The sequence below is a fragment of the Streptomyces sp. NBC_00557 genome, from assembly GCF_036345995.1.
In the GTDB taxonomy this organism is placed as follows: Bacteria; Actinomycetota; Actinomycetes; order Streptomycetales; family Streptomycetaceae; genus Streptomyces.
This window is the reverse complement of the sequence record NZ_CP107796.1, coordinates 804,882-823,227: the sequence shown is the minus strand read 5'-3', so window position 1 is coordinate 823,227 and position 18,346 is coordinate 804,882. Positions and strand designations below refer to the sequence as shown.

The following is an 18,346-nucleotide window of genomic DNA, read 5'->3' as shown; positions in this document are numbered from 1 at the left end:
CGAACGGTAGCGGCACCGAAGAATGGGCACGCGCTGTGCGTGCGGGACCACGGCGCGCAGCGTGACGGCCGCGACGGCGTGGACGGCGACGCGGAACGCAGGCGACGGGCGCAGGACGACCGAACGAGGGGACGGGCAGTGATCCGGGTGCTTCTGGTGCAGGACGCGTGTCTGGTGCGATCGGTGCTGGCCGAGTGGCTGCGGCGGGAACCCGGTCTCGCCGTGCACGACACGCCGTGGCGGGAGGCCGTCGGACGGGTGCGTTCCTTACGGCCCGACGTGTGCGCGGCGGACCTCGACCGGGCCGACGGCCCCGGCATGCCGCCGCTGGCCGACCTGTGCCCGCCCGGCCCCGGAGGCACGCCGCCCGCCCTGGTGGTGCTGGCCCAGGCGAACCGGCCCGGCCTGCTGAAACGGGCCGCCGAGGCGGGCGCGCTCGGGTACGTCGACAAGGCGGGCGCACCGGAGCGGCTGGTGCGCGCCATCCGGTCCGCCGCAGCGAGGGAACGTTTCATCGATCCCTCGCTGGGCTTCGGTTTCCTCAAGGCGTCCCAGATGCCGCTGACCAGACGCGAACTGAGCGTGCTGTCCCTGGCCGCGGGAGGCGCCTCCGTCGCCGAGATCGCCGGGCGGCTCCACCTCTCGCACGGCACGGTCCGCAACTACATGGCGTCGATCACCCGCAAGACGGGAGCGCGGAACCGGATCGACGCCATTCGCATATCGCGCGGAGAGGGATGGGTGTGATCAGCGGGGCAGCGGGGCAGGGCTCGTCCAGCGGCCCGCCAGGTCCCGGTACAGGGCCGATGTGCGCAGCAGCTCCTCGTGAGTGCCGCAGGCGGTGCGCGCGCCGTCCATGACCAGGACGCGGCCGGCGCGGCGGGCGGAGCTGATCCGGTGCGCGACGACGATCAGGGTGCCGCCCGGGCGCGCCGCGAAGGCCCGCTCGGCCCGCGCCTCGGCCTCCGGGTCGAGATGGCAGGTCGCCTCGTCCAGCAGGGCCAGCGGGGCGGGGGAGAGGTAGGCGCGGGTCAGCGCGACGAGCTGGCGCTCGCCCGCGGACAGCCGCGCGGGGTCGACGGGGGCGCCGGGTCCGCCGAGGCGCCGCAGCAGGGGCGTCAGGCCGACCGCGTCGGCGGCGGCGAGGAGCTCCGGCTCCGGTACCTGGCCCTGGCGGTGCAGGGCCAGGTTCTCGGCCAGGGTGCCGGTGTGGACGTAGGCCTCCTGCGGGATGAGCACGGCGGGGCACGCCTGGACGGTGCCGTGCTGGGGGACGAGCAGGCCGGAGATCAGCGCGGTGAGCGTCGACTTGCCGATCCCGCTGGGGCCCACGACCGCCAGGTGCGCGCCGGAGGGAAGCGTGAGGTCGAGGTCCTTCAGCACGGGTTCGCTCGCGGGGCCGTAGGCGAAGGTCACCGAGGTGAGCGAGAGGGCGGTGTCCGGCGCGTTCGGCGAGGCGACGCCGCCGACGACCGCGGTCCCGGGCCCCTCGGAGCGCGGGGGCAGGAGGCGGCGCAGCACCACCGTCAGGCGTGCGCCGCTGGCGCCCAGGCCGTGGACCAGGTGGGCGAGGGCGGGGAGCAGGGACTGGGTGACGTAGGTCAGCGCCCCCACCAGGGCTCCCGGGGTCACGCCGCGGCCGAGCAGCCACGGGGCCGTCACCAGCAGCAGCACCGCGGGGAGTTCGCCGCCCAGCGCGAGGGCGGCCACCCGGGTCGCGCTCCACCGGGCCAGGGCGCGGGCGGAGCGCAGTTCCGCGCCGGTGCGCCGGGCGAGGGCGGCGGCGACGCGTTCCTCGGCGCCGGCCGCGGTGACGTCACGCAGCGCCGGGACCACGGCGCCCAGTTCCTGGGCCAGCTCCTCGTCGGCGGTGAGGAAGGCCTCCTGACGGCGGGCCAGCGGGCGCAGCGTCGCGGCGAACAGGGCCGTCCCGGCGAGCAGCGGGGGCAGCACGACCGCCAGCAGCAGCGGGGCCAGCGAGAACAGGCCGATCAGGGCGCCGGCGGCGGTGAACAGGAACGAACGCGACACCAGCACCACACCGGCGAACGTGTCCCGGGCGATCTCCACCTGCTGGGTGAGCCCGGACAGCGCGCCGGAGTCCGCCTCCCGCACCCCGCGCTCGGCCACCGCCGTGACCAGGTGGTCCCGGGCCGGCTCCACCAGCGCGGCGACCACGCCGTACACCCGCCCCGTCCCGAACGCCCCGGCGCCCACGGCGAGCCCCGCCGCCCCCAGCCACAGCAGCCCGGTCCGCGCGTCCCCGGCCAGGAACCCCGCGTCCAGCGCCCGCGCGAGGGCGTACCCGAGCACGAAGGTCTGCCCCGCCTCCAGCACGGACCACGCCCCCAGCCGGACCAGCACCCGCCACCGCTCCCGCAGGAACCGGTGTGCGTGGCCGCGGACCGGCGCCCGGCGTGCGGCGGCCGGAGGCGCGGCCTTGCGTCCGGCTGGGCGTCCGGCGTCGGCCATGTGAGTCAACTCCCCCCTCGGGACAGGTCGGTGCGTGGCCTGCCGGGTACGCACGGCGGCTCGCGACCGCGCGTGTCAGCCGCCGCCCGCCTCGCCGAACACCGCCCGGTACCCCGCGTCCTGCCACAGCTCCCGGTGGCTGCCGAGCGCCCTGACGCGGCCCGCGTCCAGCCAGGCGACGCGGTCCGCGTGGGCCGCCGTCGAGGCGCGGTGGGCGATCAGGAGCCGGGTGCGTCCGGGATCCGGGGACAACAGGGTCCGGGTGATGTGGTGTTCGGTGACGGTGTCGAGGCTGGACAGGGCGTCGTCGAGGACGAGCAGACGGCCGCTGTGGGCGAACGCGCGGGCCAGGCCGAGGCGTTGCGTCTCGCCGCCGGAGCGGGGCGCGTCGGCGACGCGGGTGCGGTAGCCGTCGGGGAGGCGCCGTACGAAGTCGTCGGCCCGGGCACGCCGCGCGGCGGAGCGGACGGCGGCCGGGCCGGCGGGCGTGCGGCCGAAGGCGATCGTGTCCTCGACGGTGCCGCCCAGCAGGGCGGGCCGCTCGAAGGCGTAGGCGACGGCGTCGCGCAGCTCGGCGTGGCGCAGGTCGCGCAGTGGTACGCCGTCGAGGAGGACCTCTCCCGCGTCGGGGTCGGCGAGCCGCCCGGCGAGCGCCGCGAGCAGCGACTTCCCGGCGCCGGAGCGGCCGACCACCGCGAGGCTGGTGCCGCCCGGGACGACCAGGTCGACGCCGTCCAGGACGGTTCGCCCGCCCCGGCGTGCGGTCACCGCGCGCAGCTCCAGCCGCCCGTTGCCCGGCGGCAGGCGGCGGGTGCCGTGTGCGGGCGCGGGCACGGCGCGCACCTCGGCGAGCCGGCCGGTCGCCGCACGGGCCCGCGCCAGCGCCGCCAGCTGCCCGACCAGCGTGCCCACGCCCGTGGCGAGCACCGCGTACCGGGAGGCGGCCAGCACCTCGCCCACCGACAGGCGGTGCCGGGCCAGCAGGAGTCCGGCCACCGCCAGCACGCCCAGGTTCAGCAGCGGCGCCACGACGACCGCCTGGGCGGCGGCCCGCCCCTGCACCCGCCACATGCGGTGCCCGGCGCGCGACAGTTCGGGCAGTGGCGCCAGCACGCGGGCGGTCTCGCGCCGTTCGGCGCCCGCGGCCCGGATCGTACGGAAGCCTTCGACCGCCTCCGCCAGCGCCCCGGCGATCCGGCCCTGCGCCCGCTGGTAGTCGGCCACGCACGCCGACGTGTCCCGGGCGAACGCACGCAGCAGCAGGGCCAGGACCGGCGCCCCGGCGAGGAACACGGCCGCCAGCCACGGGTCGATGAGACCGAGCGCCACCACGCCCCCGACGGGCCCGGCGAGCGCGGCGAGCGACGCGGCCAGCGCACCCGGCGCCGTCCCGGCCTGCGCGGCGTTGCCGACCAGCCGTGCCACCAGATCACCGGCCCCGAACCGGGCCAGGGCGCGCGGGCCCAGCGCCAGGACGTGCCCGGTGAGATCGCGGCGCAGCCATGCGGTGGCGTGCGCGTCGGCGGTGCCGGTGAGCACCCCGGCGCAGCCGTCCAGCACGGTGAGCAGCAGGACGACGCCGGCACAGCAGCCGACCCAGCGCGCGGCCGGGGCGCGCGCCAGCAGTAGGTCCAGGGTGTGTCCGAGCAGGGCGGGCAGCAGCAGACCGGCGGCGGTGGCCGCCGTGCTCACGGCGCACAGCGCGGCACAGCGGACGCCGCCCTGCCGCAGCACCGCCCGCGACAGTTCACGGCCGGCTGCGGAAGTGGCCCTTATGGAGGAGGAGTTCATCGGCTGCGGCCTCGCTGGGGTCGGACGGAACCGGCACGGCTGTCATGGGCGGCCGCTGCCGCCGGGCCCAGCCGGACAGGCTCCGGACGGCGCCCCCACGCAGGGAGGCGTCGCCCGGAGCCGTCAGTGCCGACGTGGGGTCAGAGGCAGAGCAGAACGCTCGCCGCGGACACACAGGAGAGCAGGCTCGCGGTGCTCGCGCCGGTGTGGTGGTGCTCCTCGGACTCGAGGGTCTGCAGGTCGAGCAGTGCCATGGCGTTGTCCTTTCCTCGTTGGGGACGGAGGTGGTGTCACGGCTCCGTCGGTGCGGAGCCGCGTGTGTGGGCCGCCGGTGGCGGCGGCAGGAAGGGCAGGTGCGCGGTGCGGGCGTCGTCGCGGGCCGCGGCGAGCGCGAGCAGGCAGCCTGCCGTGCCGGTGGCGAGGTCCATGGAGAGCCGCATCATCTGGTGCCCGGGGAACGCCAGTTGGCCCTGGTAGTCCATGGCGAACCAGCCGAGCCCCGCGATCTGCTGCTCCAGCCGCGCGGGTCCGGCGCCCGGCGCGGTGCTGCGGGCGAGGTGCAGGATCATCCCGGCGCGGCCCTGGAAGAGGCCGGGCTGGGCGTAGAAGCGGGAGGTGGCGGCGGTGAGGATGCCGGCCCGGGCGCGTTCGAACTCCTCGGTGCCGCCTGCCGCGTGCGCCAGGTAGTCGTCCAGGACGAGTCCGATGCCCACGCTGCCGTCGCCGAGGTAGGGCAGCGTCCGCCAGCCCTCGTCCACCTCCAGACCGCCGCCCGCCTCCTGGGTCACGCAGCGGTCCAGGTCCCGGCGGAGCGCCTCGCCCGCCGCGGTCAGCCAGCGCTCCTCGCCGGTCTGCTCGTACCACCGGATCAGGAACAGCGCGGGACCGCTCGCGCCGCGCAGCAGCCCGGCGCGCCGGCGCGGGCCGTCCTGCGCCGGTTCCGCCAGCCGCCGCAGCAGGATGCCGGCGGCGTCGGCGGCGTGTTCCCGCAGGGCCGGCTCGCCGGTGGTCTCCGCGAGCCGGCCGAGGACCAGGCCGAGCCCGGCGAGACCGCCGTGCAGGTCGGAGGCGAGGCTGCGCCAGTTCTCCCGCAGAATGCCGTCGATCAGGTCCAGCGCCCGCTGCCGGTGCCCGAGCCGGTCCAGCACCAGGGCGACGCCCGCGAGGCCGTCGTACAGGCCGAGCGGGGTGCCGGGCGGCGGCGGGGCGGTACGGTCCAGCAGCCAGCGTTCGCCCTCGTCGTACCGGCCGCACCCGGAGGCCTGGAGGGCGTAGAGGACACCGGCCGCGCCATGGGCGAGGCCGAGGCCGCCGCCGTCGGCGAACTGGGCGATGTCCCCGGGGAAGAGCCGGTCGTCGCGTTCCGGGGTGGCGGAGGCGAGGATCGCCTTCGCCATCGAGTCCCGGCTGTACGGCCAGTCGCCGGGCACCACCGGCGGCCGGGCCGCGGTGCGGGGCGTGTCCCGGGTGATCTCCGCGACCGCCTCGTCCAGGAAGGCCCGCGGCACGTCCGGGAACTGCTGGGCGATCACCTCCGCCAGGTGCGCCGCCTTGCCCCGGTCCACCACGAACAGCGTGGTCACCGGCAGGAACAGGGCGAGCCGCAGACAGGCCAGCGCATAGCGGTCGACGTCCGTGCCGCGCCGGTCCGGCGGGGCGAAGAAGCCGGGGTGGGCGACGGTCTGCCGGGCGTTGTCCGCGGCCGGGGCGGCGGCCTCGAAGTCGATGAGGTACACGGACCGTTCGTCCTCGGCCACCATGATGTTGAAGACGTGCAGGTCGTTGAAGACCAGCCCGCGCTGGTGCACCGCCGCCACCGCCCGCTCCACCGCCGCGTGGATCCGCAGCGCCCAGGCCGTGTAGGCGGCGACCGCGGCCGGGTCCGGGTCGGGGGTGAGCAGCGGATGCCGCTCGGCGAAGAAGGAGTTGAGCGGGCGGCCCGCCACGTGGTCCATGACCAGGAACCGGTGCTCGCCGAGGGTGAACCAGTCCCGCACCTCGGGCACCACACCGGTCCCGGCGACCCGCTCCAGCGCCGCCTTCTCCCGCTCCAGCCGTGTCACCGCGTCCGCGCCGTCGGCGGCGAGCCCCGCGTGCGGCCGGGCCTCCTTCAGCACCACCCGGTGCCCGTCCCGCGTGTCGGTCCCGGCGTAGACGCCGCCGCCGTTGGAGAAGTGCAGCGCCTTCTCGATGCGGTACGGCAGGTCGCCGACCGTCGTGGTGTTGCGGGCCTCGAGATGCGGACGCAGGAACTCCGGCAGCGTCACCCACTCGGGCACCTGGAACGACGGGTCCCGCCGGTCCGGCACCAGCCGGCCCGCGCCGTCGGCCACCGCCGGGACCAGCGAGCCGCGCTCGTCGACGACGTACCGGCGGGCGAAGGCGCCGTAGCGGACGTAGAGCGGGCCGTCGCACCAGCGCAGATCGGTGAGGATGTACGGCCCCTCGAAGCCCTCCAGCAGCGCGCCCAGCTCCCGCAGGGTCCGGTGCAGCTGCTCCTCGTCGGCGGGGTAGACGGTGACGAACTTGCCGCTGGTGTCGCGGCCCGCGTACTTGGCGTTGCGCAGGTGCAGCAGATGCGGCCCCGGCACGAACTTGAACGGAATCCGGCGCGGCACGCAGTAGTCCCACACCACGGCCGCGACCCGGTCGGCGTTGGCGGCCGTCGCCGAGGAGTGGATCTTCCAGCCCTGCGCCGGCGACGGCAGCGGCGCGCCGTCCGCGCCCAGCGGGGTCAGCGTCAGCCAGTCGCCCGAGCGCGCCGCGCGCCAGCCCTCCGGGACGGCGCGACACGCCGTCGCGAACTGCGGCGCCGGGGCGCCGTCCGCTCCCGGGAGCCGGTCGGGCGTGTCGTAGAAGTGCCCGTCGGCGAGCGCGTACACCTCGTACCGCTTGTCCATGCCCCTCCCGCCCCTTCGTGGTGTGGCCGCAGACGACACTCGCAGGAGCCGGCCGGTCGCGGACAGTCATGTCTGTCACGAGGTCGGTGTGCGGAACTCACGGGTCAAGATGTGTTCGGCGGCTTTCGAGCGGAGGGCACGCCACACACCCGCGCCCTTCACAGGGGCTGCGCACGAGCCGCATACGCGCTGTAATGGCGAACGTGGTGAGGAGCGAGGGCGCTGCGATCAGCCGGACGACGACGGAGCGAGCCCGAGCCGCCCTGGAAGCGCTCACCGCGGCGCCCGACACGCCGGACCGGCTGCACCGCATCCTCGAACAGGCCCTGGTGTTCGCCAGAGCGGCCTTCGCCGGTGTCTACACACCCGGCGACGACCCGGCCCAGCTGTGTCTCATGGAGTCCGCGGGACTGCCCCGCACCCTGTACGGCCTGCGCGACTGCTATCCGGCCACCGGCGGTTCCCCGGTCGCCGAGGCCCACCGCACCGGGCGGCCGCGCTGGCTCGGCCCCGAGCAGGTCGCCGAATGCCCCGAGGCCCGGCGCACCCCGTCCCCGGACTTCTCCGTGGCCGTCCTGCCGCTCGGACCGGCGGGCGGCGGCTGCCTGCTGGCCGTCAGCGAACACGGCGGCGGCTTCGGCGCCGACGAGCGCGCCTGCCTGGAGCTGATCTGCGGCGCGATCGCCGTACCCCTGCCGGCCGCCCTCGCCGGCGAGGGCGGCGAGCTGCCGCCGGACGCCTTCAGCCTCGCCATGGACAGCGGCCGGATCGAGGTCGGCGACGGCATCCTCCGGCTGTGCGGGCTCACCCGGGACGACTTCGACGGCCGGGTGGAGACCCTGCTCTCGCTCACCGTCCCCGAGGACCTGCCCGCGCTGATGAGCGTGGTCGAGGCCGACCACATGTCGATCGGCGAGCGCGAGCTGGAGTTCCGCATCCTGCAGCCCTCCGGCGCGCCCCGCTGGCTGCGGCTGCGCGGCCGGCTGGTGCCCGGCGGCGAGGGCCGCCCCGCCCGGCTCGTCGGCACTGTCGCCGACGCCTCCACCCTGCGCTCCGACGTCACCGACGTGGCCCGGGTGCAGCGCCTGGCCGCCGCCCTGGCCACCGCCACCACCGTCAAGGACGTCGGCAAGGCCGTCGTCGCCGCCCTGCGCGGACCGCTGCAGGCCGACCGGCTGGCGCTCGCCGAACTGGAGAACGACCGGCTCGTCGTCACCGTCCTCGACCCGCCCGAGCCCGAACAGTGGCCCGAGGTGTGGCGCACCGAGTGGCGCACCGAGTGGCCCGACGCGCCGGTGCGCGCCATGCCCACGCTGGCCGCCGCGCTGCGCGAGGGCCGCGCCCGGATCTGGCCGGCCGGCACCCCGCTGGAACCCGCCCTCGCCGACGTCGGCCCCGGCGGCCTCGCGGTGCTGCCGCTGCCCGCCGGCGGCCGCATGGCCGGCGCCTGCCTGATCGGCTGGGACCGCCCGCACCCCTTCAGCCCCGACGAACGCGCCCTGCTCACCGCCTGCGCCGGGCTCGCCGGGCAGGCCCTGCTGCGCGCCCACGCCTTCGACGCCGAGCACGAACTCGTCGGCATGCTCCAGCGCACCCTGCTGCCGCGCCGCCTGCCCCGGCTGCCCGGCGCGGTCGCCGTCGCCCGCTATCTGCCCGCCACCGAGGGACTGCAGGTCGGCGGCGACTGGTACGACGTGATCCCGCTCGCCGACCACCACGTCGCCCTCGTCATCGGCGACGTCCAGGGCCACAACGCGGGCGCCGCCACCCTGATGGGCCAGATGCGCACCGCGCTGCGCGCCTACGCCGCCGAGGGCCACGCGCCGGACGTGGTCGTCGCGCTCGCCAACCGGCTGCTGCTGGACATGGAGACCGATCTCTTCGCCACCTGCGCCTACGTCGACGTCGACATGGAGCAGGGCACCGCCTGGTGCGTACGGGCCGGCCATCTGCAGCCCGTGCTGCGCCACCCGGACGGCACCACCGAGATCATGGCGGCCGAGGGCGGGCCCCCGCTCGGCGTGCTCGGCCAGGCCGACTTCCCGATGACCCCGCTGCGGCTGCTGCCCGGCACGGTGATCGCGCTCACCACCGACGGCCTGGTGGAGTCCCCGGACGCCGACATCGACGTCGGCATGGACCGGCTCGCGCGCGAACTGTCCACCGCCGACCCGGCCCACCTCGGCCTGGTCGCCGACGCGCTGCTCACCGGCGCCCACCGGGACGACGACGTGGCCCTGCTCCTGATGCGCTACGACGGCATGGCCGTACGGCCGCTGCGGGAGAGCTGGACGGTGTGGCGGGTGCCGGAGGCGGTCCGGCACGCCCGCCGCTTCACCCGGCGCACCCTGCGCGCCTGGGGCGTTCCGCAGGACACCATGGACGCGGCGCTGCTGGTGGTCTCCGAACTGGTCACCAACGCCCTCGTGCACACCGGCGGCCAGGTCCGCCTCGACCTCAGCCTGGTCAACCACCGCCTCCGCCTCGCCGTCGCCGACACCTCCCCGCGCAGCCCCGTCAAGCCCACCAGCATCGGCTGGGAGGCCACCGGCGGCCGCGGCATCCTCCTGGTCGAGGCGGTGTCGGCGGCCTGGGGCACGGTCCCGGTCAGCGGCGGCAAACAGGTCTGGGCGGACCTGGTACCGGGCGGCTGACCGCCACACGGGTGCGATTCGGCAGGTTGGGAGGCGCATCCCGGATGTCCTGCCTAGGGTCGATTGGTGTGGCACACACCTTCGAGGAACTCGTGCAGAAGCAGCGCGCGGCCGAGGCGGCCCACGCCACGGTCGAGGAGCTGCGGCACACCTACGGGCCGCCGGCCGAGCGGCGGATGACCGGCGCCCAGTCCGGCACGTACGAGACCGCGCTGCGCGCCTGGCGGGACCTGGCCCGGGACGTGCAGACCGCGGTCAGCGAGTACGCGAAGGAGTCGGGCCGGCCCCGCCCCGAGGTGGAGGCCGAGGTGGCCCGGGCGGCGGCGGAGCCCGAGGACGCATGAGCGGGGACGCCCGCCGCGGTGAGCGGCTCGCGCGCGCCGTGGACCGGAGGCTGCCCGTGTCGCAGGCGGGCTCGCTGCTGCGCAAGGCGTTCCCCGAGCACTGGTCCTTCCTGCTCGGCGAGATCGCCCTGTACAGCCTGCTGGTGCTCCTGCTGACCGGGGTGTGGCTGACGTTCTTCTTCCAGCCGGACATGCGCGAGGTCGTCTACGCGGGCCCGTACACGCCGCTGCGCGGGGTGCGGATGTCCCAGGCCTACGACTCCACCCTGCACATCAGCTTCGACGTGCGCGGCGGCCTGCTGATGCGGCAGACCCACCACTGGGCCGCCCTGGTCTTCCTGGCCGCGATCGGCACGCACATGCTGCGGATCTTCTTCACCGGCGCCTTCCGCAGGCCCCGCGAGGGGAACTGGGTCATCGGGCTGACCCTGTTCGTCCTCTCCCTCGCCGAGGGCTTCGCCGGCTACTCCCTCCCCGACGACCTGCTCTCCGGGACCGGGCTGCGCATCGCCCAGGGAATCCTGCAGTCGATCCCGGTGGTCGGCACCTACCTCGTGTTCTTCGTGTTCGGCGGCCAGTTCCCCGGCCACGAGATCATCACCCGGCTCTACCCGCTGCACATCCTGCTGCTTCCGGGCCTCCTGTTCGCTCTGGTCGCGGTGCATCTGATCCTGGTCTTCCGGCTCAAGCACACCCAGTGGCGCGGCCCCGGCCACACCAACGGCAACTCCGTGGGCAAGCCCCTGGTCCCGCAGTTCACGGCCACCTCCACCGGCCTGTCCCTCACCGTCTTCGGCGTGCTGGTGCTGCTCGCGGGCGTCGCGCAGGTCAACCCGATCTGGAACTACGGCCCCTACCGCCCCGACCAGGTCTCCACCGCCTCCCAGCCCGACTGGTACGTCGGCTTCCTGGAGGGCTCGCTGCGGCTGGTGCCGCCCTGGGAGACGAACGTCGCCGGCCACACCCTCATGTGGAACGTGCTGCTCCCGGCGGTCGTCCTGCCCGCCCTGCTCTTCGGCGTCCTGTACGTCTACCCGTTCGCGGAGCAGCGCCTGACGGGGGAGTGGTGGTCCGAGCGGCATCTGTGCGACCGGCCCCGCGAGCGGCCGGTGCGCACCGGGCTCGGCGTGGCGGGCACCGTCTTCTACGGCGTGCTGCTGGTGGCCGGCGGCAACGACGTCATCGCCCAGACCTTCCACGTCTCCGTCAACGCCATCACCTTGGTGTGCCGTGTCGCCCTGATCGTGGCCCCGGTCCTGGCCTTCGTGGCGACCCGGTGGCTGTGCCGGGCCCTGACGGCGGCCGAGCACGAGCGGCTGGCGGAGGGCGTGCCGACCGGCGAGATCCGGCAGAGCGTCACCGGCGGCTACGAGACCGACCACGCACCCGTGGAGGCGTTCCGGCCCGGCGCCCCGCGCAGGCCCCTCACCGGTGCGCGTACTGGAACACCAGCCCGTACACCCCGCGCGCCAGAACGCCCAGGCCGATGAGGAACAGCCACAGCCCGAAGACGATGCCGGTCGCGGTGAGCGCGAAGCCGAGCGCGGTGACGATCGGGAACGGGCTCTCGTCGGGGAAGAACGCCACCGGCCCGGCCGCGTCCGCGACTTCCGCGTCCGTGCGGTCCTGAGCCCGCGTCCCGCGGCGCCGGTACTGGATCAGGCAGAAGAACGACACCAGCCCGGCCATGCCGCACGCGACGACCAGGGCGGCCGTGCCCGCCTCCTCGCCCGACCACAGCCCGTACAGCGCGGCGGAGCCGCCGAAGAACAGCGCGACCCCGCCGAACAGCAGCGCCTCCGCCTTCATCGCACCCGCTCCTCTCCGGCCGGGTTCTCGATCTCCGGATGGTGCAGGTCGAACGCGGGGGACTCGGAGCGGATCCGGGGCAGCGCCACGAAGTTGTGCCGGGGCGGGGGACAGGAGGTGGCCCACTCCAGGCCGCGGCCCCAGCCCCAGGGGTCGTCCACGGTGACCTTCTCGCCCCTGGCGGCGGTGCGCCAGACGTTGTACAGGAACGGCAGGGTGGAGACGCCCAGCAGGAACGCGCCGGCCGAGGACAGGGTGTTGAGCAGGGTGAAGCCGTCCGCGGTGAGGTAGTCCGCGTACCGGCGGGGCATGCCCTCCTCGCCGAGCCAGTGCTGCACCAGGAACGTCAGCTGGAACGCCGGGAACAGCAGCCAGAAGTGGAGCTTGCCGAGCCGTTCGTCCAGCATCTTGCCGGTGAACTTCGGCCACCAGAAGTAGAACCCGGCGAACATCGCGAACACCACCGTGCCGAACAGCACGTAGTGCAGATGCGCCACGATGAAGTAGGTGTCGGTCAGATGGAAGTCCAGCGGCGGTGAGGCGATCAGCACCCCGCTCAGCCCGCCCAGCAGGAACGACACCAGGAAGCCCATCGCCCACAGCATCGGTGTCTCGAACGACACCGAGCCGCTCACCATCGTGCCGATCCACGCGAAGAACTTGATGCCCGTGGGCACCGCGATCAGGAACGACATGATCGAGAAGAACGGCAGCAACACCGCGCCGGTCGCGAACATGTGATGCGCCCACACCACCGCCGACAGCATGGTGATCGCGATCGTCGCCCCGATCATCGGCACATAGCCGAACAGCGGCTTGCGGGAGAACACCGGGATGATCTCCGAGACGATCCCGAAGAACGGCAGCGCGACGATGTAGACCTCCGGATGCCCGAAGAACCAGAACAGGTGCTGCCACAGCAGCGCGCCGCCGTTCGCCGCGTCGAAGACGTGCGCCCCGAACTTCCGGCCCGCCTCCAGCGCCAGCAGCGCCGCCGTGAGCACCGGGAACGCGGGCAGGATCAGGATCGAGGTGAACAGCACGTTCCAGGTGAAGATCGGCATCCGGAACATGGTCAGGCCCGGCGCGCGCAGGCACACGATCGTGGCGATGAAGTTCACCGCGGTCAGCGTCGTCGACACACCGGAGACCACCAGTCCCATCGCCCACAGATCGCCCCCCGCGCCGGGCGAGAAGTAGGCGCTGTTCAGCGGCGCGTAGGCGAACCAGCCGAACGCCGCGGACCCGCCGGGCACCAGGAACCCGGACACCACCATCAGCCCGCCGAACAGGAACATCCAGTACGACAGCGCGTTCAGCCGGGGGAAGGCGAGGTCCGGCGCGCCGATCTGCAGCGGCATCACGGCGTTGGCGAACCCGGCGAACATCGGGGTCGCGAACAGCAGCATCATGATCGTGCCGTGGATCGTGAAGAACTCGTCGTAGCCCTGTTCGCTCAGGAACTGCAGACCCGGCCGGGCGAGTTCCGCGCGCATCCCGAGGGCGAGCAGCCCGGCGAACAGGAAGAAGCAGAACGCCGTGACCATGTACAGCCGGCCGATCACCTTGTGGTCGGCGGTGGAGACCCAGCGCAGCACGGCCCGGCCCGGACGCGGGGCGGGCGCCGTGTAGCGCGCGACGATCTCGTGCGTATCCGACATCTCCGGTAGTTCCGTCATCGTGCGTGACGCTACTCCCCGTGACCTGCGGCCCCGTGTGCGCCACGCCTCGCACCGGGGGTCGTATCCGCCGCACGGCCGGGTACCCGACGCCCATGGACTTCGCGACGAACACAGCAGCATCCGGTGCCCAGGTCTTCGGGTACGTCCTCATCCTGCTCGCCGGGATCGCCTGCACCGCGGGACTGATCCTCGCCTTCCGGCTCGGCATCAAGGTGCGCCGGAGCGAGTCCCCGCCGCCGCGCCCCGAGGAGCAGCCCACGGTGCCGCCGTCCGGACCGGTGGGCGAGACCAGCGAGATGCGGGAGCCCGACGAGGTGCCCCGCGCCGCGGACGGCGGCGAACGCCTCACCCCCTACCAGGTGGGCACCGTGCGCAGCCGGCGCGCCGCCGACCAGCGCCGGCCGCGCTGGTCGCCCGGCTCCAGCGGATCCTTCGGCGGCGGGGGCGGCGGCCGCACCTGAGCCGCCCCGCGTTTGCGGCCCCGGCCCCGCGGGGACCCGGTACGACACCCATCACACGGGCCACCCGCGCGGCCGCGACCCACACGCGCCCCGCGGGCCGGCGGACGACGCAGAAGGAAGATGGACGACGTGACCGCGCAGCCCACCGAGAAACCCTCCCTGCCCTATGCCGAGACCGGCTGGGCGAAGGCCCGCCGGCGGCGGAACCGGGGCGTGCGGACCTGCCTCCCGGCCGTCGTGGACCGCGACTCCGCGCAGCGGCGGAGGACCGCCCTCGAGGACAACATCGTGCGGGGCGAGGACTGAACGGCGCCGGCGGCGGAACGTCCTCCAGGTAAAGCCCTGTCGACACCAGAGCCATGCCGTCGTAACGAACAAGTCGGCCGGGCAAAGCTCCGATCCGGACGATCGCCGTTAAGGTGTGGCGAATGAAGGCTCTGGTGCTCTCCGGCGGCTCCGGCACCCGGCTGCGTCCGATCCCGCACACCTCGGCGAAACAGCTGGTGCCGGTGGCCGGCGAGCCCGTGCTGTCCCACGGCCCGGAGTCCCTCGCCGACGCCGGGATCACCGACGCCGGCATCGTCGTCGGGGACACCGCGGCGGAGACCCGGGAAGTCGTCGGCGACGGCTCCAAGTTCGGGCTGGAGATCATCCACGCCCTCCAGTACCTCATCGACACGCGCGCCGACGTGCGCTCCACCGCCATCGGCGCCGGAACGGTCGTCGCCGACTCCTCCATAGGCCCCTGCACCTCCGTCGCGGAGAACTGCCGGATCACCGACAGCGGACCGGAGTTCTCCATCGTGCTGCGGGACTCCTCCATCGCCGGGGTGGGCAGGGTCGAGTCCTCGCTGATCGGCCGCCACGTCGAGGTGACCCCCGCAGGCGTCCCCAGTGCCCACCGACTCGTCCTCGGAGACCACAGCAAGGTGCAGATCCGTTCATGAACCTCCTCGTCACCGGCGCCGCCGGATTCATCGGCTCCGCGTACGTCCGCATGCTCCTCGCCGACGACTCGCCCGGCGCCCCGCGCGTCACCGTCCTGGACCGGCTCACCTACGCCGGCACGCTCACCAACCTGCCCCTCGGCCACCCCCGGCTGGACTTCGTGCAGGGCGACATCTGCGACGCCGATCTGGTCGGCAAGCTGATGGCCGACGCCGACCAGGTCGTGCACTTCGCCGCCGAGTCGCACGTCGACCGGTCGATCGAGGGCGCCGCGGAGTTCGTGCGCACCAACGTCCTCGGCACCCAGACCCTGCTCGACGCGGCGCTCCGGCACGGCGTGGGCCCGTTCGTGCACATCTCCACCGACGAGGTGTACGGCTCCATCGACACCGGCTCCTGGCCGGAGGAGCACCCGCTGGCCCCCAACTCGCCGTACTCCGCCTCCAAGGCCTCCTCCGACCTCCTCGCCCTCGCCTACCACCGCACCCACGGCCTGGACGTGCGGGTCACCCGCTGCTCCAACAACTACGGCCCGCACCAGTTCCCGGAGAAGGTGATCCCGCTCTTCGTCACCAACCTCCTCGACGGCCTGACGGTCCCGCTGTACGGCGACGGGCGCAACGTCCGCGACTGGCTGCACGTCGACGACCACTGCCACGGCATCGACCTGGTGCGCACCAAGGGCCGCCCCGGCGAGGTCTACAACATCGGCGGCGGCACCGAGCTGAGCAACAAGGAGCTGACCGGCCTGCTCCTGGAGGCGTGCGGCGCCGGCTGGGACCGGGTCGAGTACGTCGCCGACCGCAAGGGCCACGACCTGCGCTACTCGGTCGACTGGAGCAAGGCCCGCGACGAGCTCGGGTACCGTCCGCGCCGCGACTTCACCGCCGGGCTCGCCGAGACCGTCGCCTGGTACCGCGAGCACCGCGACTGGTGGGAGCCGCTGAAGGGGCGGAGCGCCCGATGAGGTGGCTGGTCACCGGCGCGGGCGGCATGCTCGGCCAGGACACCGTGGACGTGCTGCGCGGGCGCGGCGAGGACGTCACCGGACTCGGCCGCGCCGCCCTCGACATCACCGAACCGGCCGCAGTCGACGGCGCGTTGGCCGAGCACCGGCCGGACATCGTGGTCAACTGCGCCGCCTACACCGCCGTGGACGCCGCCGAGACCGACGAGGAGCGCGCCCTGCTCGTCAACGGCGAGGGCCCCCGGCTGCTGGCCCGCGCCTGCGCCGCCACGGGCGCCCGCCTCATCCACGTCTCCACCGACTACGTCTTCTCCGGCGAGGACCGCGACGTCCCCTACGGCGAGGACGAGGAACCGGCCCCGCGCACCGCCTACGGCCGCACCAAGCTCGCCGGGGAACGGGCCGTGCTCGCCGCGCTCCCCGGCGCATCAGCCGTGGTGCGCACCGCCTGGCTGTACGGCGTGCACGGCCCGAACTTCGTGCGCACCATGCTGCGGCTGGAGCGCACCCGGGACACCGTCGACGTCGTGGACGACCAGCGCGGCCAGCCCACCTGGAGCGCCGACGTGGCCGCCCGGATCGCCGGCCTGGGCGTCAGCGGCGCGTGCGGGGTCTTCCACGCCACCAACGCGGGCGAGGCCAGCTGGTACCAGCTGGCGCGCGAGGTGTTCCGGCTGGCCGGCGCCGACCCGGACCGGGTCCGCCGCACCGACAGCCGGGCCTTCGTCCGGCCGGCGCCCCGGCCCTCCTACAGCGTCCTCGGTCACGAACGGTGGCGGGCGGCCGGTCTGGCACCGCTCAGGGACTGGCGGACCGCCCTGCACGAAGCACTGCCCCACATCCGCAAGGAGACGACTTAAGTGAAACGGCACGAGTTCCTGCGGGAACTCCACAAGGTCAGCGCGAACCGCAACTACCTGGAGATCGGCGTCAACGACGGCCGCAGCCTGACGCTGTCCCGGGTGCCCAGCATCGCGGTCGACCCCGCGTTCAAGGTGGTCACGGAGATACGCTGCGACGTGCACCTGGTGAAGGCGACGAGCGACGACTTCTTCGCCCGCGACAACCCCCTCGCGCACCTGCGCGGCGGCCGGCATCCGCTGCGCAACCTCGCCCGCAACCGCAGCCCGTTCGGCTACTTCAAGCGCACCACGCTCGACCTGTCGTTCATCGACGGCATGCACCTGTTCGAGTACGCGCTGCGCGACTTCATCAACATCGAGAAGCACTCCGACTGGGCGAGCGTGATCGTCTTCGACGACATGCTCCCGCGCAACGTCGACGAGGCGGCCCGCGACCGGCACACCAACGCCTGGACCGGCGACGTGTACAAGCTGATCGAGATCCTCGGCCGGTACCGCCCCGACCTGGTGACGGTCCTGGTCGACACCGCGCCCACCGGGCAGCTGCTGGTCTTCGGCGCCGACCCGGACAACACCGTCCTGAAGGACGCGTACGACGAGATCATCGCGGAGTTCGAGGTGCCCGACCCGCAGAAGGTCCCGGAGTCCGTGCTGGAGCGCACCACGGCCGTCAAGCCGGAGGAGTTCCTCGCGGCAGGCTTCTGGAAGCCGCTGGTCACGGCCCGCAACCGGGGCACGAAGCGCTCCCGCGGCTGGGAGCCGCTGCGCCGCGCGCTGGCCCCCTACGCCGCCGGCCGCTGAGCCGCCCGTACGGGGCCTCGGCCGCCGGCCGCCCGTACGGCCTCAGCCGCTGAACTCCCCGGAGCGCAGCCGCTGGTAGTGGGCGGAGCAGTCCGCGTACGTGGGCAGCAGCCCCGACCGCTCCGCCTCGGCCAGCGTGGGCGCCTCCGCGTCCTTGGCCGACAGCAGCGGCTCGATGCCCTCCGGCCAGGCGATGTCCAGCGCCGGGTCGAGCGGGTGCAGCCCGTGCTCGCGCCGGGGCGCGTACCCGGTGGAGCACAGGTACACCACCGTGGCGTCGTCGGTGAGCGCCATGAAGGCGTGCCCGAGCCCCTCGGCGAGGAACACCGCGCGCCGGCTCTCCTCGTCCAGCCGTACGGCCTCCCACTGCGCGTAGGTCGGGGAGCCGACGCGGATGTCCACGGTCACGTCGAGGACGGCCCCGCGCACACAGGTGACGTACTTGGCCTGGCCGGGCGGCACGTCGGCGAAGTGGATGCCGCGCAGCACGCCCCGCCGGGACACCGAGCAGTTGGCCTGGGCGAGGCCGAGGTCGTACCCGGTGGCCTCGCGGAACTGCGTGCCCCGGTACCACTCGTGGAAGCTGCCCCGGTCGTCCGGGAACACCTGGGGCTCCAGCACCCAGGCGCCGCCGATCCCCAGTTGCCGCACGCC

17 protein-coding genes are annotated in these 18,346 nt (G+C 74.2%); 10 read left to right on the top strand and 7 right to left on the bottom strand.

The annotated features are described in order from the left end of the window. Positions 1 to 138: 138 nt before the first annotated feature. Entirely contained in the window at positions 139 to 747 is a 609-nt protein-coding gene (locus OG956_RS02995; protein ID WP_330336352.1) for a response regulator transcription factor, read from the top strand. Here OG956_RS02995 and OG956_RS02990 read toward each other — a convergent pair whose 3' ends face one another. The 4 genes from OG956_RS02990 to lanKC form a co-directional block, all read right to left on the bottom strand. Further along, a complete protein-coding gene (locus OG956_RS02990) occupies positions 748 to 2,472 on the bottom strand; it encodes an ABC transporter ATP-binding protein (protein ID WP_330336351.1) in 1,725 nt (574 codons plus the stop codon). Between the two features lie 75 nt (positions 2,473 to 2,547). Beyond that, on the bottom strand, positions 2,548 to 4,263 hold the full coding sequence (locus OG956_RS02985; protein ID WP_330336350.1) for an ABC transporter ATP-binding protein: 1,716 nt from the start codon (positions 4,261 to 4,263) through the stop codon (positions 2,548 to 2,550). A gap of 140 nt (positions 4,264 to 4,403) precedes the next feature. Then, complete coding sequence (locus OG956_RS02980; protein WP_330336349.1) at positions 4,404 to 4,517, bottom strand: SapB/AmfS family lanthipeptide; 114 nt, start codon at positions 4,515 to 4,517, stop codon at positions 4,404 to 4,406. 36 nt (positions 4,518 to 4,553) lie between these two features. Further along, on the bottom strand, positions 4,554 to 7,163 hold the full coding sequence (gene lanKC, locus OG956_RS02975; protein WP_330336348.1) for a class III lanthionine synthetase LanKC: 2,610 nt from the start codon (positions 7,161 to 7,163) through the stop codon (positions 4,554 to 4,556). 194 nt (positions 7,164 to 7,357) lie between these two features. On the opposite strand from lanKC, the gene OG956_RS02970 reads away from it, so the two are divergent. From OG956_RS02970 to qcrB, 3 genes are all read left to right on the top strand, one after another. After that, on the top strand, positions 7,358 to 9,817 hold the full coding sequence (locus OG956_RS02970; RefSeq protein ID WP_330336347.1) for a SpoIIE family protein phosphatase: 2,460 nt from the start codon (positions 7,358 to 7,360) through the stop codon (positions 9,815 to 9,817). Between the two features lie 68 nt (positions 9,818 to 9,885). After that, positions 9,886 to 10,161 carry a hypothetical protein gene (locus tag OG956_RS02965; protein ID WP_330336346.1) on the top strand — a complete coding sequence of 92 codons (276 nt, stop codon included), beginning with the start codon at positions 9,886 to 9,888 and terminating at the stop codon, positions 10,159 to 10,161. Next, positions 10,158 to 11,651 carry a cytochrome bc1 complex cytochrome b subunit gene (gene qcrB, locus OG956_RS02960; protein WP_330336345.1) on the top strand — a complete coding sequence of 498 codons (1,494 nt, stop codon included), beginning with the start codon at positions 10,158 to 10,160 and terminating at the stop codon, positions 11,649 to 11,651. Before OG956_RS02965 ends, qcrB begins: the two co-directional genes overlap by 4 nt. On the opposite strand, the gene ctaF is transcribed toward qcrB, so the two are convergent. Beyond that, a complete protein-coding gene (ctaF, locus tag OG956_RS02955) occupies positions 11,587 to 11,970 on the bottom strand; it encodes an aa3-type cytochrome oxidase subunit IV (RefSeq protein ID WP_330336344.1) in 384 nt (127 codons plus the stop codon). The two genes, qcrB and ctaF, sit on opposite strands and share 65 nt — an antisense overlap. Then, positions 11,967 to 13,649, bottom strand: coding sequence for an aa3-type cytochrome oxidase subunit I (ctaD, locus tag OG956_RS02950; protein ID WP_443065520.1), 1,683 nt, complete (start codon positions 13,647 to 13,649; stop codon positions 11,967 to 11,969). Before ctaD ends, ctaF begins: the two co-directional genes overlap by 4 nt. Positions 13,650 to 13,744: 95 nt before the next feature. Here ctaD and OG956_RS02945 point away from each other — a divergent pair, with 95 nt between their 5' ends. The 6 genes from OG956_RS02945 (at position 13,745) to OG956_RS02920 (ending at position 17,692) form a co-directional block, all read left to right on the top strand. Beyond that, the gene (locus OG956_RS02945) at positions 13,745 to 14,113 is read left to right on the top strand and encodes a DUF6479 family protein (protein WP_330336343.1); all 369 of its coding nucleotides are present in this window, start codon (positions 13,745 to 13,747) and stop codon (positions 14,111 to 14,113) included. 120 nt (positions 14,114 to 14,233) lie between these two features. Next, a complete protein-coding gene (locus OG956_RS02940; protein WP_330336342.1) occupies positions 14,234 to 14,419 on the top strand; it encodes a hypothetical protein in 186 nt (61 codons plus the stop codon). Between the two features lie 122 nt (positions 14,420 to 14,541). Then, positions 14,542 to 15,060, top strand: coding sequence for a sugar phosphate nucleotidyltransferase (locus OG956_RS02935; RefSeq protein WP_330336341.1), 519 nt, complete (start codon positions 14,542 to 14,544; stop codon positions 15,058 to 15,060). Further along, positions 15,057 to 16,028, top strand: coding sequence for a dTDP-glucose 4,6-dehydratase (gene rfbB, locus OG956_RS02930; RefSeq protein WP_330336340.1), 972 nt, complete (start codon positions 15,057 to 15,059; stop codon positions 16,026 to 16,028). The genes OG956_RS02935 and rfbB overlap by 4 nt, the downstream gene beginning before the upstream one ends. Then, positions 16,025 to 16,888 carry a dTDP-4-dehydrorhamnose reductase gene (rfbD, locus tag OG956_RS02925; RefSeq protein ID WP_330336339.1) on the top strand — a complete coding sequence of 288 codons (864 nt, stop codon included), beginning with the start codon at positions 16,025 to 16,027 and terminating at the stop codon, positions 16,886 to 16,888. The genes rfbB and rfbD overlap by 4 nt, the downstream gene beginning before the upstream one ends. Further along, positions 16,889 to 17,692 carry a class I SAM-dependent methyltransferase gene (locus OG956_RS02920; RefSeq protein WP_330336338.1) on the top strand — a complete coding sequence of 268 codons (804 nt, stop codon included), beginning with the start codon at positions 16,889 to 16,891 and terminating at the stop codon, positions 17,690 to 17,692. It abuts the gene before it with no gap. Between the two features lie 42 nt (positions 17,693 to 17,734). Here OG956_RS02920 and rfbC read toward each other — a convergent pair whose 3' ends face one another. After that, positions 17,735 to 18,343, bottom strand: a complete 609-nt coding sequence (rfbC, locus tag OG956_RS02915; protein ID WP_330336337.1) for a dTDP-4-dehydrorhamnose 3,5-epimerase — start codon at positions 18,341 to 18,343, stop codon at positions 17,735 to 17,737. Between the last annotated feature and the right edge of the window lie 3 nt (positions 18,344 to 18,346).